Below are 25870 nucleotides of genomic sequence, written 5' to 3' on the forward strand. Positions count from 1 at the left end.
ACATTTTAGAACTCAGAAGAACCTGGAGTTCTTGGGAATGGAATTACGTCACGGATGTTAGCCATGCCAGTGATGTACATTAGGAAGCGCTCGAAACCTAGACCGAATCCAGCGTGTTTTGTACCGCCGTATTTTCTAAGTTCTAAGTACCACCAGTAATCCTCTTCGTTCATACCTAATTCTTTAATTCTGTCTACTAAAACGTCCATTCTTTCTTCACGTTGGCTTCCGCCGATTAATTCGCCGATGCCAGGAACTAGAAGGTCAGTAGCAGCTACTGTTTTACCGTCTTCATTTAAACGCATGTAGAATGCTTTAATGTCTTTCGGATAGTCAGTTACGAATACAGGGCGTTTGAAGATTTCTTCTGATAAGTATCTTTCGTGCTCTGTTTGTAAGTCAATTCCCCATTCTACTGGGTATTTGAAATCAGCACCTGATTCTTGAAGCACTTTAATTGCTTCTGTATAAGTGATGCGACCGAAGTCAGAGTTAATTACGTTGTTCATGCGCTCAAGAACTGTTTTATCAACGAAGCTGTTGAAGAATTCCATTTCTTCTGGTGCATGCTCTAATACGTATTTCATTGCATATTTCAGCATATCTTCTGTAAGGTTCATTACGTCCCCTAGTTCAGCGAATGCAATCTCAGGCTCAACCATCCAGAACTCAGCAGCGTGGCGAGTTGTGTTTGAGTTTTCCGCACGGAATGTAGGTCCGAATGTGTATACATCACGGAATGCTAATGCATAAGCTTCAGCGTTCAGCTGTCCACTTACTGTTAAGTTTGTTTCTTTACCGAAGAAGTCTTTTGACTCATCAACTTTTCCGTCTTCACCTTTTGGTAGGTTATTTAAATCTTGCGTTGTTACGCGGAACATTTCGCCAGCACCTTCTGTATCACTACCAGTGATGATAGGTGTATGAACATGTACAAATCCACGCTCTTGGAAGAATTGGTGAATCGCAAATGCTGCGATAGAACGTACGCGGAACGTTGCAGAGAATGCATTTGTTCTTGGACGTAAGTGAGCGATTGTACGTAAGTATTCAAATGTATGACGCTTCTTTTGAAGTGGGTAATCAGAATCTGATAAGCCCTCGATATCAATTTTTTCTGCTTTAATTTCAAATGGTTGCTTCGCTCCAGGCGTTGCAATTACTTTACCTTCTACTTTAACTGAAGAGCTAAGTGGAAGTTTTGCAATTTCTTTGAAGTTCTCTAATTCTGTATCGAAAACGATTTGAACGCTTTTGAAGAAGCTACCGTCGTTTAATTCGATGAAACCAAATGCTTTTGAATCACGTAAGTTACGAATCCACCCTGATACTTGTACTGTTTGATCTGCATACTTTTCTGTATCTCTATACAGACTTTTTACTAATGTGTTTTCCATAGTGAAATTCTCCTTTGCTCATATATTTAAATACAAAAAAACCTTTCATCCATAAAGGGACGAAAGGTTAAACTTCGCGGTACCACCCAATTTGTCATAAAGACCAACTTTAACTCGTATGTAATACATACTTCCCGGTTTGTAACAGGCCGGATTCCCGTCTAAGTCTACTCTTGAATACAAGATTCAATTTCGGTTAGCAACTCCAAGGTGTTCTTCACATATACCGCCTCATCAGGCTCTCACCGTCCCTGACTCGCTTTGGATTATAGTATATACTACTTTTCCTTATCATCGTCTTTCATTTTGTTAAACTAAAATTAATGTACTACATTCGAGAGAAAGATGCAAGGTGTCGGAAAATATATGAGCGATTTTTGTAATATATCGACTTACCGACAGTGTCCGACAACTAACCCAATAAAAAAATTGCCGGAATATATCCGGCAATTTTCTAATTACTTACGTAACTCCGCACCGAATTTCTCTTCTACCGTTGTTAGTACACGGTTATGTGCTTCTGTTACTTCTTCGTCTGTTAATGTACGTTCTGCATCGAAGTAAGTCATAGAGAATGCAAGTGATTTCTTGCCTTCTTCCATTTTTTCACCTTCGTATAAGTCGAATAGTGTTACGTCTTTCAGAAGTTCTCCGCCAGCTTCAGCAATGACTTGCTTCATTTCACCAGCTTTTGTTTCTTTTGTTACTACAACAGCCATGTCACGTGTCATAGATGGGAAACGTGGAATTGCTGCGTAGTAAGTTTCTTCAGCGTCTGCACCGAATACTTTTACAAGAGATAATTCAAATACGAATGTATTTTTCACATCTAATTGTTTTTCTGCTTCTGGGTGCAATTGACCGATGAAACCAATTACTTCGCCATCTAATACGATGTCAGCTGTACGGCCTGGGTGCATACCTTCGCGTTTTGCTGGTGCATATGTGATTTGGTTTGCAACGCCAAGTACGTCGAATAGTCCTTCTAGTACACCTTTCACAACGAAGAAGTCTACTACTTTCTTCTCACCTTGCCATGCATGGTGAAGAGCAAGACCTGTCATAACACCTGCAAGATGTTGTTCTTCTTTCGGAAGTTCTCCTTCTTCTGTCGGTAAGAAGATAGAACCTACTTCGTATAAAGCAACGCTGTCGTTTTTACGAGCGACATTGTATGAAACTGCTTCTAGTAATTGCGGTACTAAGCTTAAACGAAGTTGGCTACGTTCTTCACTCATTGGAAGCGCAAGACCTACAGGCGCCTTTTCGTTTGGCTCAACCATATATTGTTTCGCTTTGTCAGCGCTTGTTAATGAATACGTGATTGCTTCATATAAACCAGCACCCTCTAAGAAGCGGCGTACTTTACGACGTTTCGTTTGTGCTGATGTTAATTTACCACGAGTCATCGTTCCAGAAGGTAATGTAACTGGAATGTGGTCATAACCGTATAGACGGCCCACTTCTTCTACTAAGTCTTCTGAAATTGTAATATCAGGACGACGTGCTGGTACATTCACGTGGAATGTTCCTTCTACTTCTGTGAATGGGAATTTCAAGTTTGTGAACATTGTACCCATTTCACTCGCAGAAATATTTGTACCTAATACACGGTTTACTTTTTCAGCAGTAACAGATACTGTACGCTCTTGTACTTGTAAGTTGTCAGCTTCTACTACACCTTCAAGTGCTTCACCGCCAGCATATTTCGCCATTAAAGCAGCTGCGTGTTGAATTGCTTCAAATGTACGTGTTGGGTCGATTCCTTTTTCGAAACGTGCACTTGATTCACTACGAAGACCTAAGTCTTTTGATGTACGACGTACTGTTTGACCTGCAAAATATGCAGACTCAATTAGAACGTTTACTGTCTCATTTGTAACTTCAGAATCCGCCCCGCCCATTACACCAGCAACAGCTAAAGCTTTCGTGCCGTTTGTAATTACAAGGTGGTGGCTTTGTAATGTACGCTCTTGATCATCTAACGTTTCAATTTTTTCGCCTTCTTTTGCAAGACGAACAACGATTTCTTTTGAACCTAATTTATCGTAATCGAATGCATGTAACGGTTGACCGTATTCCATTAAAATGTAGTTTGTAATATCCACTACGTTGCTAATTGGACGAATGCCAGCTGCCATAAGACGAGTTTGCATCCACATTGGTGATGGACCAATCTTTACGTTTTTAACCATTTTTGCAATGTATAATGGGTTTTCTTCTTTCGCTTCTACACTTACAGAAATATAATCAGAAGTTTTTTCTGCTGTTTCTTGTAAGTCGATAGCTGGAAGCTTTACTTCGCGGCCATAAATAGCAGCTACTTCGTAAGCAACACCTAACATGTTTAAGCAATCTGCACGGTTTGGTGTTAAGCCAAGCTCAAGTACTTCATCGTGTAAGTTTAAAATTTCAAGTGCATCTGCACCAACTTCAGCGTCACTTGGGAAGATGAAGATACCATCTGCGTATTCTTTTGAAACTAACTTTCCATCAATACCAAGCTCTTGAAGAGCACAAACCATACCGTGAGAAGCTTCACCGCGTAGTTTTGCTTTTTTGATTTTGAAGTTACCAGGAAGTACAGCTCCAACTTTTGCAACTGGTACTTTTAAACCTTTTGCAATGTTAGCAGCTCCACAAATAATTTGAACTGGCTCTTCTTCACCGATATCGATTAAGCATTTGCTTAATTTATCAGCTTCTGGGTGTTTTTCACATTCTAATACGTGACCAACTACAACACCTTTTACACCTTTATTTAATACTTCAACGCCTTCTACTTCAATACCACTTTTCGTGATTTTGTCTGCTAGTTCTTGTGCTGTTACATCTTTAATATCTACATACTCTTGTAACCAACGATATGATACGAACATACTTATCCTCTCCTTCCCTTACGCTCGTTTGAATTGTTGTAAGAAACGTACATCATTTGTATAGAAATGACGAATGTCATCTACTCCGTATTTCAACATTGCGATACGCTCTGCGCCCATACCGAATGCGAAACCTTGATATTCTTTTGAATCATAACCAGCCATTTCAAGTACGTTCGGGTGAACCATACCTGCGCCTAGAATTTCAATCCAGCCAGTTCCTTTACAAGTGCCGCAGCCTTTGCCATGACACATCATACAAGAAATATCCATCTCTACAGATGGCTCTGTGAATGGGAAGAAACTTGGACGAAGACGGATTTCACGATCTTCACCGAACATCTTTTTCACGAATACTTGCAGTGTACCTTTTAAGTCACTCATACGAATGTTTTTATCAATTACAAGACCTTCAATTTGCATGAACTGATGTGAATGCGTCGCATCGTCGTCATCACGGCGATACACTTTACCAGGACAAATAATTTTAATTGGGCCTTTTTCTTTATTATTTTCCATCGTACGTGCTTGCACAGAAGATGTATGTGTACGTAGTAACGTTTCTTCTGTGATGTAGAATGTATCTTGCATATCACGCGCTGGGTGATCTTTCGGTAAGTTTAGTGCTTCGAAGTTGTAGTAGTCTTTTTCTACTTCTGTTCCTTCAGCTACTTCATAACCCATACCGATGAATACATCTTCAATTTGCTCAACAACAGCCGTTAACGGATGGTGACAACCTGTTTCAACAGGACGACCTGGCAATGTAACATCAATTGTTTCAGTAGCTAATTTCGCTTCAATTACTGCTTTTTCTAAGTTACTAATTTTGTCGTCTAGACGCGTTTGAATCGCTTCACGTACTTCATTTACTAATGCTCCCATACGTGGACGCTCTTCTGCTGATAATTTTCCCATGCCGCGTAATACTTCTGTAATTGGACCTTTTTTTCCTAAATACGCTACGCGTACGTCGTTTAAGCCTTTCAGCTCTTTCGCTTCTTCAATAAGCTCTAACGCTTTTTGCTTTAGCTCTTTTAAACGTGCTTCCATTTTGGAACCCTCCTAATTTTAAAAATAAAAAAACCTCGCTCCCAAAAAGGGACGAGGTAAATTCGCGGTACCACCCTAAATTGACAGAACATGTCTGCCCACTCATTAGTTATAACGATCAATTCTGACCGGAACGCCTTTACATATACATGGTCCTGGCGTCAACTCCAGAGGTGAATTCACTTTCGTCTACCATAAGAATGCTTTCAGTCTACGACATTCTCTCCCTATATGGCGATTTTGTAAGCTACTCTTCTCTATCAACGTTTTTCGTTATTTAACTTTTAATATAATGTACTTCAACTTATTATAAGAAGTTTTTTATTTGTTCGCAACCGGGCTTTGCAAATAATACGTTAAAATCCCTGCTGCAACCGCAACATTTAATGATTCTGCCCCGCCGTAAATCGGAATATACAAGTTTTGATCCGTTTTTGCAAGAATTTCTTGGCGTACGCCATTTCCTTCATTTCCTACAATTAATGCAAAACTGCCAGCCGGCGTTACTTCACCATACGGAACTCCATTTTCAAGAGCTGTTCCATATACAGGAACGTTATTTTCTTTTAACTTGTCTACCCATTCTTCTAAGTTCCCTTTTACAATTGGTAAGTGGAAAATAGAGCCTTGTGTAGAGCGGAGTACTTTACTATTGTAAACATCAACACAACCTTCTCCAAGCACAACGGCGTGAATACCAGCTGCATCAGCTGTACGAATAATTGTTCCTAAATTACCTGGGTCTTGCAGGCCATCTAATAAAAGGAATTTCCCATCAGTAAGAGCTACTTCTTTCTCATGCTTCTCACAAACAGCAAATACACCTTGCGTCGTTTCTGTTTCACGAAGTATTTTTACAATCGCCTCAGGTACGATGTACATTTCCACATCATTAACTGTCCAATCTTTCGGAAGGTCTGTCTGATCTGAAACGATAAGTTCTGTTACAATTCCTGTCTTCAAAGCTTCCTCGACTAAGTGGAATCCTTCTACAAAAAATAAACCTTTTTTATCGCGTTCTTTTTTCGTTTGCAGCTTTTTCCACTGCTTTACACGCGGATTTTGTACTGAATCAATGTTTTTCATAATATGTATTTCCCTCTCTTCTTGTCTTATCATTATAGCCTATTTTTCATACATATTTACATAAAAAAGAACAAAAACTAACGTCAGTTTCAATTCTGAAGAAGAGGTGAAAGCAATGAGTTTTAATTTACGCGGTGCCGTATTAGCGAATGTATCTGGAAATTCACAAGATCAATTACAAGAAACAATCGTCGATGCAATTCAAAGCGGTGAAGAAAAAATGCTTCCAGGTCTTGGCGTTTTATTTGAAGTCATTTGGAAAAATGCTGATGAAAATGAAAAGCACGAAATGTTAGAAACACTAGAGCAAGGATTAAAAAAATAAGCAATTTGAAAATCACCTTTGCATAAGCTAAGGTGATTTTTTTGCAGAAAAATTTTTTCTTCTCCTAAACATTTCTACTTTACTAACGAACTATGAATGGAGTACAATGTTCAAAATACATTTAAACCGATCGATTTTTCTTCATATACACCATAAGATAAAAGGAGTGAATGTTTTATGCACCGTATTACGCTTGAACAAATTTTTAAACACCACATTACACAAAAATACGTAAACCGTTCTGGAATGGTCCACGCGATCGCTGTCGCTTACCATGCGTTTCACCTAGCCAAAAAGCATCACGCCTCAGTCGATGCTGCCACAAAAGCTGGCTTCCTTCATGATATCGGACATCATACGTGGTACACAGGCGGCGAATGGGATTATGACTTATATAAAAAGAATGATATCCATGCAATTAAAGGCGCTGAAAGAGCACATAAATTACTTATTAGATTAGGAGAACATCCAAAACTAGCAAAAGAAATTTCTATTGCAATTCTTCTTCATACAGATTCTTTCTTAGTGGAACAAGAAATTGAAAGAACATCTCTTCAAAATATTATTAAATGGGCAGACGAAGCAGATGAAGAACCGGGCGGAGCGCATCATTATCGAACAATTTCTTATGAAAAAGCACTTAAAGCAATTCAGCAATTAGATCGATTGGTAGAGCGTGAATTGCAAATAGAGCAAGCAAAATTGAATAACAAGACAGAACATAGTTATCAATGAGAAAGAGGCATCACTACAGGGTGATACCTCTTTTATTATTTTATGGAAAATAAACCTTTATCCCGCATTAACGAGCAGTAAGACCCCCACCTCGAAATTCAGCAACGACGAGGAAGTTAGGTGGAGAATCAACTGCCCGTAAAAGCCCGATTGGTGAGGGCTGATAATCAGTGGGGGATGAACCTCCCCAATGATTAAAGTTTCACTTTATATGTAATATTTAAATGTTACATTCAAAAACATCTTACTTTATAATTAAATATGCAAATATAAAAGAGGTGATTTTACAAATGCAACCCGCTACACAGCTTTCTAATGAACAAAAACACTCGATGTCATGGGGACAATTTATTAGCTCTGTTTTATTCGCCTTTTTTGGAACTGGACTTATTACTATGTTCCTCGCAATGCCATTAACAATTTATACAGCAGGTCTTACAGTTAAAAAACAAGTTGCCCTGTATGAATCTATTGCAAATACTGCAAGTACCGTATTACAACTAGCTGTATTGTTATTCTTCATTTTTAAATTCGAACCCGCAAAAAAATTACTACTAAAATCTTTTAACTTTAAAACACTGAAAGAATGGCGCACATACGTATACTTACTTCTTTTCTTCGTTATCAACATCATACTCAATTACATCTTGTTAAATTATGTGTTCCAAGACGCAACAAAGCAGCAATCTTCCGCACTAAGCTTAGACGTCTTTAAGCAATATCAAATATTATTACTTCTCAGCTTTGCAATACTCACACCCATTTTTGAAGAACTTATTTTCCGTGGTTTTATACTTCGCTTCTTCTCAGAACGCTTTCCATTTTGGATTGCAGCCATCGTAACAAGTTTCTTCTTCGGTATCGCTCATACATACTCACTTGGGGTAATGGTAATTACTTTCTTTATGGGATTATTAATGGCCATTTTATGTAAAAAAACAAAGTCCATTATTCCAGCTATGTTATTTCATATTATGAATAACATGTTTGGCATTCTTGAGTTAAAAAGAGGTATCATCGCGATACCTCTCTTTACTCTTTTATCATAACTTCAAACTCTTCTGCGGTTAGCGTTTTTGATAATCCGTATCGTTATTACCCATTTCCTTCAATTTATATATACTCATTAATAATATCCAAAATAAACCTCATGTAGTAAAATATAACTTAATTCACATAAAGGAGTTTACATATGTTCAGTATTATTTGGATGCTTTTCACGCCACTTCTCTTACTATGCGGGATTGCTGGTGGTATTTTTTTAATAGTAACGGGGATTAAATATCGGAAATTACTCGTTGGTTTAATGGGGCTACTTAGCCTATCCTTTGTCACACTACCTTTTGTTCTTTTAAGTGTAGGGATTCATATCGATACAATTTTCCCGATTCCAACTGCTCTTTACTGGACCCTATTTTCTTTAACTGGATTATTAGCAGGGGTAAGTGGAGTACAAGCCAAAATTAAAAGTATACGTAATATGGGATTCATTATTTTTACCATTGGAATATTAGGTGTTATCTTCTGGGAGCTCATGTCTGTAGGTGATTCATTCTATATATAATATTTTTTAGCACCCTCCAAATCGGAGGTAATCCAGAAGTGTTTGGAATATTAACTTGGATGATTTTAGCTCTTACTTTAATGTTATGCGCATTTATCGTTGGTATTTTTTTAATTATTTATGGTATTAAATATCATAAATCACTCACTATTATAGCTGGTTTAATTAGCATATTACTTATCGTTGTTCCTATCGTTTGTATAGGTTCTGGAATAGATTTAGAGGGGATGGTTCCAATTTCGGGAACTTTATATTGGTGCTTCTTCTCTTTAGCTGGACTATTAGCTATTATAAGCGGCAGGCAAATATCGAGTATTTGTTCTATGGGGATAATTTTGTTTCTAGCAGGGCTGTGCTCCGTAACTGGTTATCATTTTTTATATCTCACTCTTTAAAAAGACAAAAAAGCAGGGAAATTAATTCCCTGCTTTTCTATTTGGTTTATTGCCTGATTGTAAGAAGAACGATAACACCCAAGCGATACCTGCTAGTATCGTTGCGATTAAGAAGGCATCGTTAATACCGTTAATTGCAGATAGCTTTGAAATTTGTCCATATAATAGTTGTGTGCTCATCGCGTCTCCTGCTTGAGCTGATCCAGCTAAGGCCGCTAAGCTTTGACCCATGCCGTGTACTTTATCAACTAAAATTGGGTTTGATGTTGTTAACATGTTGCCGTAATCAGCTACGTGAGCAGTCGTTTGTTGCGTCATAAGTGTAATTAAAATAGCTGTTCCGATTGAACCCGCTACTTGTCTTGACGTATTTTGCGTTGCTGTACCGTGAGAAATTAATTTCATCGGCAGCGCGTTCATACCAGCTGTCATAATTGGCATCATAATGAATGACATACCAATTGAACGTATAATGTAATCCGTCATAATAACGCTATACGGCGTATCCATCGATAATTTTGTAAATTCATATGTCGCATACGTCGTAATTGCCAATCCAATTATCGCTAATGGACGAATACCATATTTATCGAATAATTTACCCGCTACTGGTCCCATGATCCCCATAATTAATGATCCTGGAAGAAGTAGTAAACCAGATTCAATTGGCGTAAAGCCACGAATGTTTTGCAGATATACTGGAAGCAATAACATACCTCCGAATAATGCCATCGTAACGATTGCATTAATTACTAAAGTAAAAGTAAATACTGGATATTTAAATACTTGTAAATCAAGCATTTTATTGTCCGTTGTTAACTCTCTCCAAATAAATAACGCTAAACCAATTACACCGATAACAAGTGAAATAATGACTTCTGCACTAGTCCAACTATTATTTCCAGCTTCACTAAATCCGTACAATAAGCTTCCTAGTCCAATACTTGAACTAACCACACCGAATATATCTAATTTCGTTTTAGACACCGGCTGAGCTAGTGTAAAGAATTTTAAAGATAGGAACGTAATAATTAAACCAATAATAAACATCGCATAGAACATTAAGTTCCAGCTATAGTTTTCAATCACCCAACCTGTTACAGTTGGTCCGATAGCTGGTGCTAAAATCATCGCTACACCTAGTAATCCCATCGCCGCTCCGCGTTTATGAGGCGGGAATAACGTCATGAAGATATTCATACCAACCGGCATTAAAATACCCGCACCAACTGCTTGAATTACGCGACCTGTCATCATCATTGTAAAGTTTCCTGAAGTAGCACAAATGATAGATCCTACCGTGAAGAATAACATTGCTGCTACGAATAATTTACGATACGTAAATCGTGAAATTAAAAAGGCACTAATCGGTACTAAAATACCATTTACAAGCATGAAGCCTGTAATTAACCATTGTGCTGTTGAAGTTGATACATTAAATTCATTCATTAACGGAGGTAATGCAACATTAATGATTGTTTGGTTTAAAATAGAAACGAACATGCCTAGAATTAATACAGCTACAACTGCTTTTACGTTCACATTCTCTACAGGCATAGACATTTGTTTTTTCGGCACTTCTTTTTCTTGTTTTACTTCTTCTTGCTTTCCTGTTTCTAACTCAACTACATTAGAAATTTCCGATTCTTGCTTTCGTTCAATTTCTTTCTCTTCTGTTTCAACTTTACTTACTTCTATTTTACTTACGGCTGGGACTTGTTCTTCTCCCATTTTCGTTTTTTTCTTTCGTAAAAGACGATTTACAAGGAAGAAGACGATTATACAAAATAGTGCATATCCTGCAATTACAATTGAGGACATCTCATCTCCCCCTTACTTATGAATACGAACTGTCACATTCATGCCAGGAACAATATTTACTGATTTGCTATGATCTAAAGAAATTTTAACTGGTACTACTTGTGTTACTTTCGTATAGTTCGCTGTTGCGTTGCTTGATGGCAACATAGAGAATGTATTCGCTGTTGTTAAGCCAACTTGTTCTACTTTTCCTGTTAACGTTGTATCTGGGTATGCATCTACATACACATCTACATCTTGACCTTTTTGAACATCATCAACATCTGTTTCTTCAATGTTTGCTGTTACCCATAAATTGTTCATATCAAATGCATAAGCAATCGGGCTACCCGCTCCAACGAAAGCATTTGTTGTCGCGTTTGATTGTACAACTGTTGCATTTTGTGGAATTGTTACATCTACTGTTTGTTCTCCATTAGCTGCCGCTACAGTAACAGTACCTAATTTATCGTTCTCATTATAATTTTTTCCTACTTCAGCTTTCCAGTCAGTTAGTTTACCTGCTACTGGTGAAGCAACCGGAATTACCTTTCCATCAATCTTTGCATTGTCTGTTTTTAAGTAATTTTCCGTTTGATTGTAATAGTAATAACCGCCAATACCGCCGCCAACTAGTACAATTAATGTGATAATGTTGATAATTACCATTCTTCGAAACTGATTCATTGCATTCCTCTCCTTATATCGCATATAATTTTTTTCTAAACTATTTATGTCCTTATTGTTTAGATTGTTTAATTGTTAATTATATTAACCTTTTAACAAAAAAATCACACCATCTGCAGCGTAAATCGAAATTTATCTACCTGCGAGCGGTGCTGATTTCTGAAGGACTATCGTTTATAATTATAAATAATTATTTTGAATCTACAACCGACAATTCACGTATGAAATGTCGTTTAAACAACAATATAATACCAATATGTTGTTTAAGTATAGAAAATTAAACGAGGGGAAATAAAAATGTCTATTAAAAATACAAATGATCCACGTGTAAAACGGACGAGACAACTCATACAGGATGCTTTTGTCGCTTTAGTAGGCGAAAAAGGCTTTGAAAATGTAACTGTGCAACATATCGCAGAACGCGCTCCTGTAAACCGCGCTACATTTTATAGCCATTACCACGATAAATATGACTTACTAGACAAAAGCATTGAAGAAATGTTAGAAAAGCTAACTGAAGTAATTAAACCGAGAAATAGAAATAAAGAAGATTTCCAACTAACATTTGATTCGCCACATCCAAGTTTTTTGGCCTTGTTCGAACATATTGCAGAAAACACTAACTTCTATAACGTCATGCTTGGTGATAAAGCTGCTGGAAACTATACGTATAAGATGATGAAAGCAATTCAAACGCATTTAACATTAAGCCTCTCTATTTCACAACCTAACGATGAAAAACTAATGGTTCCACGCGATATTCTCATTAGTTATGTTACTGGTGCCCACCTAGGAATGATTATGTCATGGCTAAAAAGAGGGATGATATATACCCCGCATTTTATGGCGATGCAATTAACTCGTTTAATTATTTTAGGGGCTCATACTGCTGCAGGATTAGAAAGGCCTTTTTAAAACATAAAAAAGCGAAGGAGAAGCTCCTTCGCTTTTTCTATTAATTAAATGTAATGTTATGTACAGCCTCTTTATCAAGACGTTTAATAACTTCTACAATTAACTTCACTGCATTTTCATAATCATCACGATGTAACATTGCCGCATGAGAATGGATATAGCGCGTTGCAATTGTAATTGCCATAGAAGGAATACCATTTACAGCAATGTGAATCGCACCCGCATCCGTTCCTCCGCCTGCTACTGAATCATATTGATACGGGATTTGTAATTCATCAGCAACATCAACTACGAAATCACGTAAACCTGTATGTCCAATAACAGAAGCATCATATAAAATGATTTGTGGTCCATCGCCCATTTTACTTTGTGCTTCTTTTGACGTTACACCCGGTGTATCTCCAGCGATACCAACATCTACTGCGAACGCGATATCTGGTTTAATATAATTCGCAGATGTTTTTGCGCCACGAAGACCAACTTCTTCTTGTACAGTTCCAACGCCATATACAACATTTGGATGCTTTTCATCTTTTAATTGTTTTAATACGTCAATTGCAATTGCACAACCGATTCGGTTATCCCATGCTTTTGCAAGTAACATTTTTTCATTCTTCATCACTTGGAATTCAAAGTAAGGTACAACTTGATCTCCTGGTCGTACGCCCCACTCCATCGCTTCTTCTTGGCTAGAAGCACCGATATCGATGAACATGTCTTTAATTTCAACTGGCTTTTTACGAGCTTCTGGAGGTAAAATGTGCGGTGGTTTTGAACCAATTACACCTGTTACATCTCCTTTACGCGTTACAATCGTCACGCGTTGCGCAAGCATAACTTGTGACCACCAGCCACCAACCGTTTGGAAGCGAAGGAAACCTTTGTCATCGATTTGTGTAATCATAAATCCAACTTCATCTAAATGACCTGCAACCATAATTTTCGGGCCGTTTTCTTCCCCTACTTTTTTCGCAACTAAACTCCCTAAATTATCAGTAGAAAGTTCGTCCGCAAACGGCTCAATATATTTCTTCATTACTTCACGTGGTTCACGCTCATTACCAGCAATACCACGTGCATCTGTTAATTCTTTTAGCATTGCCAATGTCGCGTCTAATTTTGTCATTGCCAACACCCTCCTTTTTCTTCAGTCAATTCATTATACAATAATTAAATTGAAATATTCAAAAATTAAATTAGTATCCTTGTGTTTGACGCTGATGATTTACTTCATTTTTATCTAAATATGCTTTTTCAATCTCTTCTTGTTCAAATTCAAGTGCTTGTCCAAGTCGAAGATAGCTCGTAAATAATTCAATATAGTTTGTAATAGATGGTTGATCTGTAAAACGAATTACTTTCGCATATGTGTCTAAGAAAATTTCCACTTGTGTTTTATTCGTCTGTGCACATTTATAGAATAGGAAGTTTTTATCAATACCTAAATCAATTCCGATTGATAAAATAAAATGCAAACCATCTACGTATTCTTCTAATATTACTTCACGTTCTGATGCTGGTTTGTTGCTCCAATATTTAAAACAACGTGTTTCATTTGCAAGTTCTCCAATTTCTACAAGAAGAGCTAACATTTTTTCTTTTAACAATTTTTTCGGTTGTAAGTCATGTTCTTTTGCAATACGGTCATCTAATTCTTTTTGTAATTTAAATAGTTGTAGTAAGTCCATTCTATTGTCCTCCTCCAACATCGCATTTTACGCAACAATGTTGTTTCATCTCAAAGTTCATTATTATGTTTCAGTTCTTATGAATAAGTCAGCTATCTAACTCTTTATAAAATAGCTTGTCCTTAATTTACAAATACGTTTCAGTCATCGCTCTTAAATTGTTCATCTGATGAAAGTTCCATATCATCTTTCCATTATAGCAGTGTCGTTTCAGCTAGGAAAGATACTCTTCTTTCCAAACGAGCAGAATTGAAAAAAGCCAGGAGTATTCTCCTGACTTCATATGTATATTCTTCTATACTGCTATAACTTTTATATTGATTTTGTCATATTGATAACAACATAGCCGTTAATCTTTAGAATTTCTTTCACTTCTAACTTCTATTTGAATACAAATAAAAAAACTTAGAAGAAAATTCTTCTAAGGTTTCAACTAATTAATTAGTTAATGTTGTTTTTTGCAACTGTTGCTAATTCAGCGAAAGCTTTTTCGTCATGAACAGCTAAGTCAGCAAGCATCTTGCGGTTAACTTCGATGCCAGCATTTTTAAGACCGTGCATTAAGCGGCTGTAAGAAAGACCATTCATACGAGCTGCTGCGTTGATACGTGTAATCCATAATTTACGGAAGTCACGTTTCTTTTGACGGCGGTCACGGAATGCATACATTAGAGATTTCATAACCTGTTGGTTAGCAACCTTGAATAATGTATTTTTTGAACCGTAGTAACCTTTTGCTAATTTAATTACTTTTTTACGACGTTGACGAGTAACTGTACCACCTTTTACTCTTGGCATAATATTACCTCCTAATTGTTCTATATATCAGCCGAACTTATTTTAAGTTGTCAAGCATTTGACGAATGCGTTTGAAGTCACCAGCGCTTACTACACCAGCTTTACGTAGTTTACGTTTAGCTTTTGTAGATTTGTTAGCGAATAAATGGCTTGTGTAAGCGTGAGAACGTTTCAGTTTACCTGATCCAGTCTTTTTGAAACGCTTTGCAGCGCCGCGATGAGTTTTTTGTTTAGGCATAGGTATTTCCTCCTCTATCTATTACTTATCGTTTTTCGGTGCTAAAACTAAGAACATACTGCGTCCTTCCATTTTAGGCTTAGATTCAACTGTGCTAACTTCAGCACAAGCTTCTGAGAAGCGATCTAAAACACGTTGACCGATTTCTTTATGAGTAATGGCACGTCCTTTAAAGCGAATTGATGCTTTAACCTTGTCGCCTTTCTCTAAAAACTTGATAGCATTACGAAGTTTTGTGTTAAAGTCGTGTTCATCAATTGTTGGACTTAAACGAACTTCTTTCATGCTAATTACTTTTTGATTTTTGCGCTGCTCTTTTTCTTTCTTCTGTTGCTCAAAGCGGAATTTACCGTAGTCCATAATGCGGCATACTGGCGGTTTCGCATTTGGAGCAACTAATACTAAATCAAGATTAAGATTTGCAGCTAAGTCTAAAGCGTCATTACGAGACTTGATTCCAAGTTGATCGCCATTTGCGCCAACTAAACGTACTTCACGTGCACGAATTTGCTCGTTAATCATCATATCCTTGCTAATAGTAAGCCACCTCCAAGGTTTTCTCAGAACATATTTTGTAGTCATAGAACCCGAACAAAAAAAGTGCGGGCATACGACACCCACACTTGTAAAATCTTAAGTAAGAAATACATTTACCTGTTAACTGCGAATGCGTCCATCAGGTGAGAAGCGGGTGCTTCTACTTGTTCCACAAAACAATATTCTATTATCCTTGATGAGTTTATCATAGGACATGACGTCTGTCAAGAAGACGCGATGTGTTTTACTAACAACAAGAAATATTGTAACAAACAACTAACATACTTGCAATACTTTTTTATGATAAGTGTTACATGGTTATTTTTTCTAATTTTTCTCAAGTATATTACATAAAAAAGCCGCGGTATACCGCGGCTTTTTCTTATCGTTTTCCTTCTACTTTAATCATGTCAACAAAAGCATCTAATGCGATTGTTTCTGATTTTTGTTCACCATATTTACGTACGTTTACGCCGTTTTCAGTTACTTCATTGTCACCTACTACAAGCATGTACGGAATTTTTTGCATTTGTGCTTCACGGATTTTGTAACCGATCTTCTCTTCACGAGTGTCTAATTCAACACGGATACCAGCACGACGCAATTCGTCTTGTACTTTCTTCGCATAGTCTAAATGTACTTGCGGAGAAACTGGAATTACTTGTACTTGAACTGGAGCTAACCATGTTGGGAATGCACCTTTGTATTCTTCAATTAAGAAGGCTACAAAACGTTCCATAGTTGATACAACACCACGGTGAATTACAACTGGACGATGTTGTTTACCGTCTTCACCAACGTATGATAATTCAAAGCGTTCTGGAAGCAAGAAGTCTAATTGTACAGTTGAAAGTGTTTCGTCTTTTCCAAGAGCAGTACGAACTTGAACGTCAAGTTTTGGACCGTAGAATGCCGCTTCACCTTCAGCTTCATAGTAATCAAGACCCATTTCATCCATAGCTTCTTTTAACATACCTTGTGCTTTTTCCCACATCTCATCATCCGCATAATACTTTTTAGTATCTGCTGGGTCGCGGTAAGATAGACGGAATGAGTAGTTCTCTAAACCGAAATCTTTGTACACTTCTAGAGTTAAGTTTACAACACGTTTTAACTCTTCTTTAATTTGATCTGGACGAACGAAAATATGCGCATCGTTTAAAGTCATTCCGCGTACACGTTGTAATCCAGATAACGCACCTGACATTTCATAACGGTGCATTGTTCCAAGTTCCGCAATACGGATTGGTAATTCACGGTAGCTGTGAATATCATTTTTATAAACCATCATATGATGAGGACAGTTCATTGGACGAAGAACTAATTCTTCGTTATCCATTTCCATTGATGGGAACATGCCATCACGGTAGTGGTTCCAGTGACCAGAAGTTTCATAAAGCTCTCTGCTTCCTAGTACTGGAGTATATACGTGATCATAGCCTAAGCTTGCTTCTTTATCAACGATATAACGCTCGATAATACGACGAATTGTTGCACCCTTTGGTAACCAAAGTGGTAAACCTTGTCCTACTTTTTGGCTATTAGTAAATAGTTTTAATTCTTTACCTAATTTACGGTGATCGCGCTCTTTCGCTTCTTCAAGCATACGTAAGTGCTCATCTAATTCCGCTTTTTTAACGAATGCAGTACCGTAAATACGTTGTAGCATTTTATTATTGCTATCGCCGCGCCAGTAAGCACCTGCAACGCTTAATAATTTAAACACTTTAATTTTCCCTGTAGATGGAAGGTGAACACCACGACAAAGGTCGAAGAATTCGCCTTGCTCATAGATTGAAATAACTGCATCTTCTGGAAGATCGTTAATTAAATCTAATTTTAACTCATCGCCGATTTCTTCAAAGCGACGAATTGCTTCTGCACGTGGTACTTCATGACGAACGATTTCTAAGTTCTCGTTCACGATTTTTTGCATTTCTTTTTCGATTTTCTTGAAGTCTTCAACTGTAATTGCTTCTTCCATATCAATATCGTAGTAGAAGCCATTTTCAATTACTGGACCAATGCCGAGCTCAACCTTAACATCTTTATATAAACGTTTTAACGCTTGTGCTAAAAGGTGGGCTGTTGAATGGCGTAAAATATATAGGCCATCTTCAGAATCTAATGTAATGATAGAAACTGCACCATCTTCTTCGATTGGTGTAACAAGATCGATCATCTCATCGTTTAATTTTCCAGCTACAGCTTTTTTCTTTAAGCCTGGGCTAATAGAAGCTGCGATTTCTTCAGTTGTTACGCCTTTTGGAAACTCCTTCACAGCTCCATCAGGGAAAGTAATTTTAACTACATCTGCCATCACTGGTCACTCCTCTTTTTCTCAAAATAAAAAACACTCATCCCGTAAAAAGGGACGAGTGTTGAATTCGTGGTTCCACCCTTGTTCCAATTAACATAATTGTTAATTGCTCAAGTTCAACATAACGGTGTTGTCCGTTAGCAATTACTAGAAAAACCGTTCACTGCTAAAGTTTAGAGGTGGTAAGTAATAATCCCGTACTAGGAAGCTCACACCCTAAGGCTTCCCTCTCTGAAAATCGTAGAAAACTACTCATGTCCTCATCATGACATTTCAATATATTTCATTTATGTAGGTAATTATATGCTCAAAAACTTAGAAAATCAAGGGCGTTACCTTTATTTTTTAAATTTTTCACATTGCGCTCAAAATCATGTAATCCATGTAATTGGACCCGTTCTTGGAACACATTTCGCAAAGTAATAATCATATTATGGTCTTGTTCTTTCGTATATAAATAAATCTTTTTAGGCGAAATAGAAAGAAGCGGCGCAATTACTTTCGTATCAATATATACATCATTTTGCTTTAATAATTCCTCATCTATATATTGGACCAACTTCTCCTGTTTTAAACGTCTACCTTTATCATCATAAAAGATAAAGCTTTCATCAAAAATAAGATGCACGCAAGACAAACGTGATTTACGGCTACTTACTTGTTGCCGAAGCGTCTCAATGAACATTTGGTATTCTTGCTCCATCTTATATTCATCAATTGCCACTTCCGCAAGTTTAGCCACCATTTCCCTATATGTACGAAGACGAAAACGGATATATGATGAAAACGAGAATGAGAGCGGATCACAAAGCCAATTATTTAAAGAAGACTTAATATATGACTCAAATGCGTTACGCGTTAAATCCTGAGCTACACCTTTTCTTCTTCCCTTTAAAATCTCATGTGCCATGTGCAATATTTGATGACACTCTTCTTGTTCTTCATAAAAAAACTTTTCTTTTAAAATCGTATAAATCCACTCATTTTGTTTCACATTCACAATGAAATACACCATTACTGGCAATAAGATTTTTTCAATATAATTCGATTCACGTACTGGTATGTGAATCACCACTTTTTGTGTCCTGTAAATACACACTCGTTTCCTTATATAACACTTCCGCTCTTTTCAGCAATTGTCTATATACGTGCATAGCATCATTTTTTTCTTCGAAGCAAATTTCAATCACTTTTGTCCCCCCTTTTATCCCCGCTCTAAAGGACTGTATCTATACGTTACAAATCCTATAAGAGTCCGTCCCGCGTGAATTTCACTCTTAGTAGAATCACATTTCCTATCGTTAGAAAATCCACTCAATATGGCTTGCTAATTTTATATATATTAAGGGAGGGAGAAAAAAATGATACAAGCTACTATGAATTTTTATTGTATACTTTACTTATCAATAAAAGGGGGTATCTGAATGTTTGAATATAAATTCGTAAAAGTCGAATTACATTGGGGGTTCACTCGCTCAAAACCAGCTGAAGACTACCAAGAAATTATTCAAGAACATGCTAGAGATGGCTGGAGGTTCGTACAGATTGTTGCCCCTACGTTTGGCAGTTCTGGACAACCTGAATATTTCGACCTCATATTTGAAAAGAAAATATCACTATAATACAAAAGAGCAAGCTTCTCAGCTTGCTCTTTTACTTATGACGACGGTTTTTCCCACCAATCGGAATTGGTTTCGCTAAATATTTAATTCGTTCCATAATACGTGCTGCCTTCATTTCTTCAGCCTCGCCACGCTGCGTATACGTTAAATGGTGTTCCAGTTGTTTAAAATCAAAATTAGACGTAAAGAACGTCGGTAAGTTTTCTAACATACGGAATTGTAAGATTGCACCGAGTACATCGTCACGGACAAAGCTTGACATCGCTTCTGCCCCGATATCATCTAACATTAAAACTTGTACGCGTTTAACCGCATCAATCTTCTCACCAATCGAATTATCTTGAATTGAACTTTTAATTTCACGTAAAAATTCCGGGAAGTATACGAGCATCGAACTTATTTTCTTTCGAGCAAGCTCGTTCGCTATTGCTCCTAACAAATACGTTTTTCCTACACCAAATTTACCGTACAAATATAAACCTTGTGCTTTTTTACCTGGTTCATATGTACTTAAAAATTCATTCGCTGCACCAATCGCATCGATACGTGCATTTAAATCAGAAGGATCTAAGTTTTCCATAGTTGCCTGTAAAATATCCGTTGGCATATATACACTTTGAACAAGTTTTTCATATTTCTTTCTCTCGTCATGCGCTACTTTTCTAACGCAGCGATCGTATTGAATATCAATCATCTTCCCTTGAATAACAAGCTTTGGCTCGTACCCTTGTAGCATATTTTTACATGAGCCTAAATCCGGACAATCCACGCAACCTACACTTTGTCCAATATATTCATATAACTTCACAAGACTGCGCTCAATCATAGAAGTCGTTACTTCACCCTTATGTTCATCTATAAATTCTTTCACACGCGGATGCGCCATTACTTCTGCCTTTAATACTTCATATCTATTTTTAAAGTTTTCATTTTCCATTAATTTTGCAAATGAATTTTGAATATGCTCCATTTTCTCACCTCAAAGAGCGTTCATTCTCTTCTATTAATCACGCTTATATTTTTTTAACACTTCTTCTAGTCGTTTTCGTTCATCTTCTAGCGTACTTGCATCTTTTTCTACACTTACATCTTTCTTCACTGTTTCTTTCTCTTGTTCTTTCGGCTCTTCTTCCTTAAGCCAATCTGGCACCATTTCTTTCCGCACCGTTTTCTTCGCCGTACGGCCTTTTTTCTTCGTCTCAGCCCACTCTTGATATTGACGGTTCTCTTCTTTCGCTAACGCCATCGCGTCCGCTACTGTACCGACCTTTTTACGTGCCCAATGCCCAGCAATCTTCTCGACATACGTTTTCGCAAGTTTCATATCTGAGCGTAGCATAACGTAATAAATAAGTACATTCACAACTCCTGGTGTCAATTTTTGATTAATCATGACATCTTCAACGATTTGCAAGTCCGCTTTCGTTGCCTCTGCACCACCAGAAATCTCTTTCAATAGTTGTTTTGGTGAGATTTCCTCTAGCTGCTTTATTAGCATCTCCTCTTGCGATGAAGGCTCTTTCTCTTTCATCGTACGTGCAGCATGAGGCTGTACTCTTTCACTTAATACCGGTAATGCTTGACCATTTTCAAATTGATACCAATCGCGCGCTCCTTTTCTAAGCCTTTCCATATCAATTGTTTGCATCTCTGTCACTGCACCAAGAACGATATTTTGCATCGATAACACATCTACACCATACACGTAAGCAAGTGTTATAACGCAGTCTCTCACTTGATCTGTAATCGCCTTTTTAGGAACAAGAGCGGACAATCCATCTACAAATAAAGAGAAATCAAAGAAATCATTCCAAACTTTCGGAGCGTCTCCCTTCTCGTTACTTGGCATAGTTGTCGTTTTTGGAATACGAAGGTCTTCTTGCGCATGCTCAAGTTGTCCTGGATTAAACGAACCAAACACATCATTGAAAGAACGCGTAACATTTTCATAAGAAGCAAAATCAAATTCTTCTTCTAAGAAATATTGCTTTACTTGATTATATTTTGTCCTGCTCAATCGATTGTATAAAAAGATACTTAAAACAATATCATCAAAAAACTGCTTCGGAGATAAAGGTGGTTGCAACTCATATATGAACATTCGAATATCTTTTTCTTTCTTAATATATACCTTCAAAAGCCCAATTGCCTCTAACTTTACTCGTTCCTCATATACTTCAGGAAGTTGCATTTGCATAGTCACCATAAGGGAATGATGCGTATTCTCTTTTCCAAATACACGATCTTGCTCAAGCTCTCCCCATAGTGTCATGTATAAGCTAAAAGCTCTACTACCTATTAACGGCTGATACAACATCGTTAACACTTTTCGGTCGTAATTGTGCAGTAGTCCTTTCGCACTTACTTTATAACGATCAATCGGCAATAGCTCCATCCATGACTGTTTTTCCATTCTTGCTTTTCCTTTCTCTCATCCAATCTATCCTCTACTTCATTCGTTCTATCTTCATTATATAAATTCTTAGTGAAAAAGAGCTATTAGCTTGCGCTTCTAGCTCTCTTATCCTATTACTTACGGTATGTAAAGAGAATAAAATACAACTTCTACTCTCTTTCTTTTTGCAGTATATCTTTTAATTCTTCAATAAATACATTTAAATCTTTAAATTGACGATATACAGAAGCAAAACGTACGTAAGCAACATCATCAATATCGCGAAGTTCTTCCATAACAATTTCACCAATCATATCACTTTTCACTTCTGATATACCTAAATTACGCAGTTCACGTTCCACGCTTTGTGTTACTTCTTCTAATTGTCTTAAAGATACTGGTCTTTTTTCACACGCTTTAATTAAACCGCGTAAAATCTTTTCTTTATTAAACTCTTCTCGTGTGCCTTCTTTTTTTACAACGATAAGAGGTGACTCTTCTACCCTTTCAAAGGTCGTAAAGCGACTTAAGCAGCTTTCACACTCTCTCCTTCTTCGAATAGAGCGCCCCTCGTCTACCGGACGCGAATCTAACACTCTTGTACCATTATGAGAACAGGATGGACAACGCAATTCATTCACTCCTTTACACTATACTCTTTATTTTTCTCTACTCACTTCACCTAAAATATATATACAATATTATATAACTCATTCTAACTCTCTTACCACTTTAAGTTCCAGCGCATCACTTTATCATCTCATCCTTAAAAATAAGAAGGTATATAGGGCACTACCTCATTTGCAAGAGTCCAATTTATTCAACTAACGAGTACGTTATATTTTCCCTTTTTTATAAACTAAAAAAGAGGTGCATTATACACCTCTTTACATTTTAAATCAATTATGTTCTTTTTTAAAGAGCTTTTGTTTCTCTCTGCTTAATTTCGAAGCTACCAGTGCCTCGAGGAAGCTCGATGCTCTCACGCGTTTTCGCGTTTAAACCTTCTGCAATATATTCTGCAGCAACATTTGGATCAATACGATCCCCACAAGTATAAACATCAATACTTGCGTAACCGTGCTCCGGAAAGCTATGAATTGTTAAATGTGATTCTGAGATAATTACTACTCCACTTACACCTTGTGGTGCAAATTTATGGAAAGCAACCTCACGCACTTCAGCACCAGCTCTTAGTGCTGCATCCACAAATAATTGTTCAATATACGGCATGTCATTAAGCTTGTCGAAATCGCAATCCCAAAGTTCAGCGATCACGTGACGACCCATCGTATCCATAGTATCCATTCTACAGTTCCCCCTTGTAAATTTATTCTAACTGTTCGAATTGAAAACTAATTTGCAATTTGGCTTGCTCCACTACCACGGGGGAAAGTTAGTCCAGAGAGGTCCTAACCCTTTAAGTAGTGACTACGTACCTCAGCTCTTAAGTTTACGAGTGTTAGTATACTTTGTTTATTTTCATTTTGCAACAACAGTTTTTTCGATTTTCTGTCATATTTTCCTCTTTACTTTTCCCTAAAAAAAATAAACGATTCACAAATGCAGTAATCACAACGTTTCGTGGTATGTCCACTTTTTAAAATATACTTATATAATTTTTTTCCTTTTCAGAAAAAATTAAAAAAAGAGGGCAAATATCGCCTTGCCCTCTCCTCCCTTATTCACTTAAATGTGTTGCACATTTTCTTGTTTCGCTAACTCTTCAACAACTAACGTTACAAGATCTACAACACGACGAGAGTAACCCCACTCGTTATCATACCAAGCAAGTACTTTCACTTTACGATCACCCATTACCATTGTAGATAAACCATCGATAATAGCTGAGTGTGTATTTGTATTAAAGTCGATAGATACTAAAGGCTCTTCGCTGAATTCTACAATACCTTTTAACGCACCGTTTGCAACAGTTTTGAATGCATCGTTAATAGCTTCAACTGTCACATCGCGTTTTACATCTACTACTAAATCAACAAGAGACACGTTTGGTGTTGGTACACGAAGTGCCATACCATGAAGTTTTCCGTTTAAATGTGGAAGAACTTTTGCTAGCGCTTTCACAGCACCTGTCGTTGTCGGAATGATTGATTGTCCGCAAGCACGTGCTCTTCTTAAATCTTTATGTGGGTTATCAATATTTTTTTGGTCATTTGTATAAGCGTGAACTGTCGTCATTAAACCGTTTTCAATTCCAAACTGCTCATCTAACACCTTCACAACAGGCGCTAAACAATTTGTTGTACAAGATGCATTTGAAATAACAGTATGTTTTGTAATATCTAATTGGTCTTCGTTCACACCAACTACAATTGTTACATCTTCATTTTTACCAGGCGCTGTTAAAATAACTTTTTTCGCTCCAGCTTCAACGTGAAGAATTGCTTTTTCTTTCGAATTAAATTTACCAGTTGCTTCAATTACAACTTCAACACCTAAATCTGTCCAAGGCAATTCCTTTGGATCGCGGTTGTTTAAAAGGCGAATCATTTTTCCATCAACTAATAAGTGATCTTCAAATGCTTCTACTGTTCCGTCAAACTTGCCATGAACTGTATCATATTTAATTAAGTGTGCTAACGTTTCAGATGGATAGCTTGCATTGATTGCTACAATTTCGAATGCGCTTTCTTTTATTGCTTGACGAAATACCATTCTCCCAATACGTCCAAATCCATTAATTGCCACACGAGTCATAATATGTTATCCCCCTTGAATGCGTTATACTATTTATCTCCAATCCCAATAATAGTATAACACAAAAAGGGGATATGTCACTAAGCATTTTCATTAATTTCACAATTTTTTAGTCAATAATGTTCCACTTTTTTAAAATTACCTGCAATTGTGTTTTCGTTCCCATAATTGTGCCATCATTATTTATCACTTCATCTGCATTTTTCACTTTTTCTTCTAACGGCATTTGAGATTGAATACGAGCTGTTGCTTCTTCTTCTAAAAAGTTATTTCGTTTCATTAAACGTTCTAATTGCGTATGCGGCTTAACCGCTACAACTAAAATGCGGTCAACGAGACTTGTTAATTTGCTTTCAAATAAGAGAGGAATATCTAACACAACCGCTTGCATACCTTCTTTTATGTACATTTCCTTTTGCCTATTCATTTCCTCACGCACTGCAGGATGAACAATTTTATTTAACTGCAATCGTTTTTCTTCATTATAGAAAACGACACTTCCTAGTTTTGGACGATCTAGTTCTCCATCCTCTTGTAACACTTCCGTTCCAAATACTTCTACTATTTTGTTATATGCTGGTTTTCCTCGCTCTACAACTTCTCTTGCGATAATATCTGCATCAATAACTGGTATGCTCAGTTCACGAAACATTTGAGACACTGTACTTTTTCCGCTTGCAATGCCTCCCGTTAATCCAATTACTACTGTCATAATAAT

At 37.1% G+C, this 25870-nt stretch carries 25 protein-coding genes, 1 pseudogene and 4 other annotated features; of the genes and pseudogenes, 7 read left to right on the forward strand and 19 right to left on the reverse strand.

Annotated features, from left to right (window positions below):
* Positions 1 to 5: 5 nt before the first annotated feature.
* From asnS to BC_RS22775, 4 genes are all read right to left on the reverse strand, one after another.
* Entirely contained in the window at positions 6 to 1397 is a 1392-nt protein-coding gene (asnS, locus tag BC_RS22760) for an asparagine--tRNA ligase (RefSeq protein ID WP_000432177.1), read from the reverse strand.
* 52 nt (positions 1398 to 1449) lie between these two features.
* Positions 1450 to 1701 (reverse strand) — a binding site (T-box leader).
* 154 nt (positions 1702 to 1855) lie between these two features.
* The gene (pheT, locus tag BC_RS22765; protein ID WP_000498186.1) at positions 1856 to 4276 is read right to left on the reverse strand and encodes a phenylalanine--tRNA ligase subunit beta; all 2421 of its coding nucleotides are present in this window, start codon (positions 4274 to 4276) and stop codon (positions 1856 to 1858) included.
* Between the two features lie 18 nt (positions 4277 to 4294).
* Positions 4295 to 5329 carry a phenylalanine--tRNA ligase subunit alpha gene (gene pheS, locus BC_RS22770; RefSeq protein WP_000388219.1) on the reverse strand — a complete coding sequence of 345 codons (1035 nt, stop codon included), beginning with the start codon at positions 5327 to 5329 and terminating at the stop codon, positions 4295 to 4297.
* A 44-nt stretch (positions 5330 to 5373) separates the two neighbouring features.
* Positions 5374 to 5602: a binding site (T-box leader), on the reverse strand.
* Between the two features lie 48 nt (positions 5603 to 5650).
* Entirely contained in the window at positions 5651 to 6448 is a 798-nt protein-coding gene (locus BC_RS22775; RefSeq protein ID WP_002026395.1) for a TrmH family RNA methyltransferase, read from the reverse strand.
* 82 nt (positions 6449 to 6530) lie between these two features.
* Here BC_RS22775 and sspI point away from each other — a divergent pair, with 82 nt between their 5' ends.
* The 5 genes from sspI to BC_RS22800 all read left to right on the forward strand — a co-directional run bounded on the left by sspI (position 6531) and on the right by BC_RS22800 (position 9434).
* The gene (gene sspI / locus BC_RS22780; protein ID WP_000009509.1) at positions 6531 to 6740 is read left to right on the forward strand and encodes a small acid-soluble spore protein SspI; all 210 of its coding nucleotides are present in this window, start codon (positions 6531 to 6533) and stop codon (positions 6738 to 6740) included.
* A 177-nt stretch (positions 6741 to 6917) separates the two neighbouring features.
* Positions 6918 to 7475 (forward strand): HD domain-containing protein, encoded by a 558-nt coding sequence (locus BC_RS22785; RefSeq protein ID WP_000554786.1) that lies wholly within the window; start codon positions 6918 to 6920, stop codon positions 7473 to 7475.
* A gap of 290 nt (positions 7476 to 7765) precedes the next feature.
* Positions 7766 to 8524 carry a CPBP family intramembrane glutamic endopeptidase gene (locus BC_RS22790; RefSeq protein ID WP_001182109.1) on the forward strand — a complete coding sequence of 253 codons (759 nt, stop codon included), beginning with the start codon at positions 7766 to 7768 and terminating at the stop codon, positions 8522 to 8524.
* A gap of 143 nt (positions 8525 to 8667) precedes the next feature.
* Positions 8668 to 9039 (forward strand): hypothetical protein, encoded by a 372-nt coding sequence (locus BC_RS22795; protein ID WP_000491395.1) that lies wholly within the window; start codon positions 8668 to 8670, stop codon positions 9037 to 9039.
* A gap of 38 nt (positions 9040 to 9077) precedes the next feature.
* A complete protein-coding gene (locus BC_RS22800; RefSeq protein ID WP_000467057.1) occupies positions 9078 to 9434 on the forward strand; it encodes a hypothetical protein in 357 nt (118 codons plus the stop codon).
* 21 nt (positions 9435 to 9455) lie between these two features.
* Here the strand turns inward: BC_RS22800 and BC_RS22805 are convergent, their stop codons facing one another.
* Positions 9456 to 11255, reverse strand: a complete 1800-nt coding sequence (locus BC_RS22805) for a DHA2 family efflux MFS transporter permease subunit (protein ID WP_000095291.1) — start codon at positions 11253 to 11255, stop codon at positions 9456 to 9458.
* Between the two features lie 12 nt (positions 11256 to 11267).
* On the reverse strand, positions 11268 to 11921 hold the full coding sequence (locus tag BC_RS22810; RefSeq protein ID WP_001071419.1) for an HlyD family secretion protein: 654 nt from the start codon (positions 11919 to 11921) through the stop codon (positions 11268 to 11270).
* 297 nt (positions 11922 to 12218) lie between these two features.
* Here BC_RS22810 and BC_RS22815 point away from each other — a divergent pair, with 297 nt between their 5' ends.
* Entirely contained in the window at positions 12219 to 12836 is a 618-nt protein-coding gene (locus BC_RS22815; RefSeq protein ID WP_000023672.1) for a TetR/AcrR family transcriptional regulator, read from the forward strand.
* Positions 12837 to 12876: 40 nt separating this feature from the next.
* Here the strand turns inward: BC_RS22815 and BC_RS22820 are convergent, their stop codons facing one another.
* The 7 genes and pseudogenes from BC_RS22820 to ytxC form a co-directional block, all read right to left on the reverse strand.
* Positions 12877 to 13962, reverse strand: coding sequence for a M42 family metallopeptidase (locus tag BC_RS22820; protein WP_000163545.1), 1086 nt, complete (start codon positions 13960 to 13962; stop codon positions 12877 to 12879).
* Between the two features lie 70 nt (positions 13963 to 14032).
* Positions 14033 to 14524 carry a dUTP diphosphatase gene (locus BC_RS22825; RefSeq protein WP_000365050.1) on the reverse strand — a complete coding sequence of 164 codons (492 nt, stop codon included), beginning with the start codon at positions 14522 to 14524 and terminating at the stop codon, positions 14033 to 14035.
* Between the two features lie 441 nt (positions 14525 to 14965).
* Positions 14966 to 15322 carry a 50S ribosomal protein L20 gene (gene rplT, locus BC_RS22830; protein WP_001138362.1) on the reverse strand — a complete coding sequence of 119 codons (357 nt, stop codon included), beginning with the start codon at positions 15320 to 15322 and terminating at the stop codon, positions 14966 to 14968.
* Positions 15323 to 15359: 37 nt separating this feature from the next.
* A complete protein-coding gene (gene rpmI / locus BC_RS22835; protein ID WP_001125945.1) occupies positions 15360 to 15560 on the reverse strand; it encodes a 50S ribosomal protein L35 in 201 nt (66 codons plus the stop codon).
* Between the two features lie 21 nt (positions 15561 to 15581).
* Positions 15582 to 16085, reverse strand: a complete 504-nt coding sequence (gene infC / locus BC_RS22840) for a translation initiation factor IF-3 (protein ID WP_000973215.1) — start codon at positions 16083 to 16085, stop codon at positions 15582 to 15584.
* Between the two features lie 63 nt (positions 16086 to 16148).
* Positions 16149 to 16269 (reverse strand) — a sequence feature (ribosomal protein L20 leader region).
* Positions 16270 to 16479: 210 nt separating this feature from the next.
* The gene (gene thrS / locus BC_RS22845) at positions 16480 to 18417 is read right to left on the reverse strand and encodes a threonine--tRNA ligase (RefSeq protein WP_000786083.1); all 1938 of its coding nucleotides are present in this window, start codon (positions 18415 to 18417) and stop codon (positions 16480 to 16482) included.
* A gap of 47 nt (positions 18418 to 18464) precedes the next feature.
* Positions 18465 to 18693, reverse strand: a binding site (T-box leader).
* Between the two features lie 31 nt (positions 18694 to 18724).
* Positions 18725 to 19607, reverse strand: a pseudogene (gene ytxC / locus BC_RS22850) (putative sporulation protein YtxC).
* 234 nt (positions 19608 to 19841) lie between these two features.
* On the opposite strand from ytxC, the gene BC_RS22855 reads away from it, so the two are divergent.
* Positions 19842 to 20039: a DUF4177 domain-containing protein gene (locus tag BC_RS22855; RefSeq protein ID WP_000464456.1), complete on the forward strand. Its 198-nt coding sequence runs from the start codon at positions 19842 to 19844 to the stop codon at positions 20037 to 20039.
* 31 nt (positions 20040 to 20070) lie between these two features.
* Here the strand turns inward: BC_RS22855 and dnaI are convergent, their stop codons facing one another.
* The 6 genes from dnaI to coaE form a co-directional block, all read right to left on the reverse strand.
* Positions 20071 to 21009 (reverse strand): primosomal protein DnaI, encoded by a 939-nt coding sequence (dnaI, locus tag BC_RS22860; protein ID WP_000400104.1) that lies wholly within the window; start codon positions 21007 to 21009, stop codon positions 20071 to 20073.
* Positions 21010 to 21042: 33 nt separating this feature from the next.
* The gene (locus tag BC_RS22865) at positions 21043 to 22452 is read right to left on the reverse strand and encodes a replication initiation and membrane attachment family protein (RefSeq protein ID WP_000415049.1); all 1410 of its coding nucleotides are present in this window, start codon (positions 22450 to 22452) and stop codon (positions 21043 to 21045) included.
* Positions 22453 to 22604: 152 nt separating this feature from the next.
* Positions 22605 to 23066: a transcriptional regulator NrdR gene (nrdR, locus tag BC_RS22870; RefSeq protein ID WP_001203687.1), complete on the reverse strand. Its 462-nt coding sequence runs from the start codon at positions 23064 to 23066 to the stop codon at positions 22605 to 22607.
* Positions 23067 to 23349: 283 nt separating this feature from the next.
* Complete coding sequence (speD, locus tag BC_RS22875; protein ID WP_002003660.1) at positions 23350 to 23733, reverse strand: adenosylmethionine decarboxylase; 384 nt, start codon at positions 23731 to 23733, stop codon at positions 23350 to 23352.
* Positions 23734 to 24123: 390 nt separating this feature from the next.
* Complete coding sequence (locus tag BC_RS22880) at positions 24124 to 25152, reverse strand: glyceraldehyde-3-phosphate dehydrogenase (RefSeq protein WP_000198982.1); 1029 nt, start codon at positions 25150 to 25152, stop codon at positions 24124 to 24126.
* Between the two features lie 109 nt (positions 25153 to 25261).
* Positions 25262 to 25864 (reverse strand): dephospho-CoA kinase, encoded by a 603-nt coding sequence (coaE, locus tag BC_RS22885; RefSeq protein WP_000219314.1) that lies wholly within the window; start codon positions 25862 to 25864, stop codon positions 25262 to 25264.
* Positions 25865 to 25870: the final 6 nt, after the last annotated feature.

The organism is Bacillus cereus ATCC 14579 (genome assembly GCF_000007825.1).
GTDB lineage: Bacteria > Bacillota > Bacilli > Bacillales > Bacillaceae_G > Bacillus_A > Bacillus_A cereus.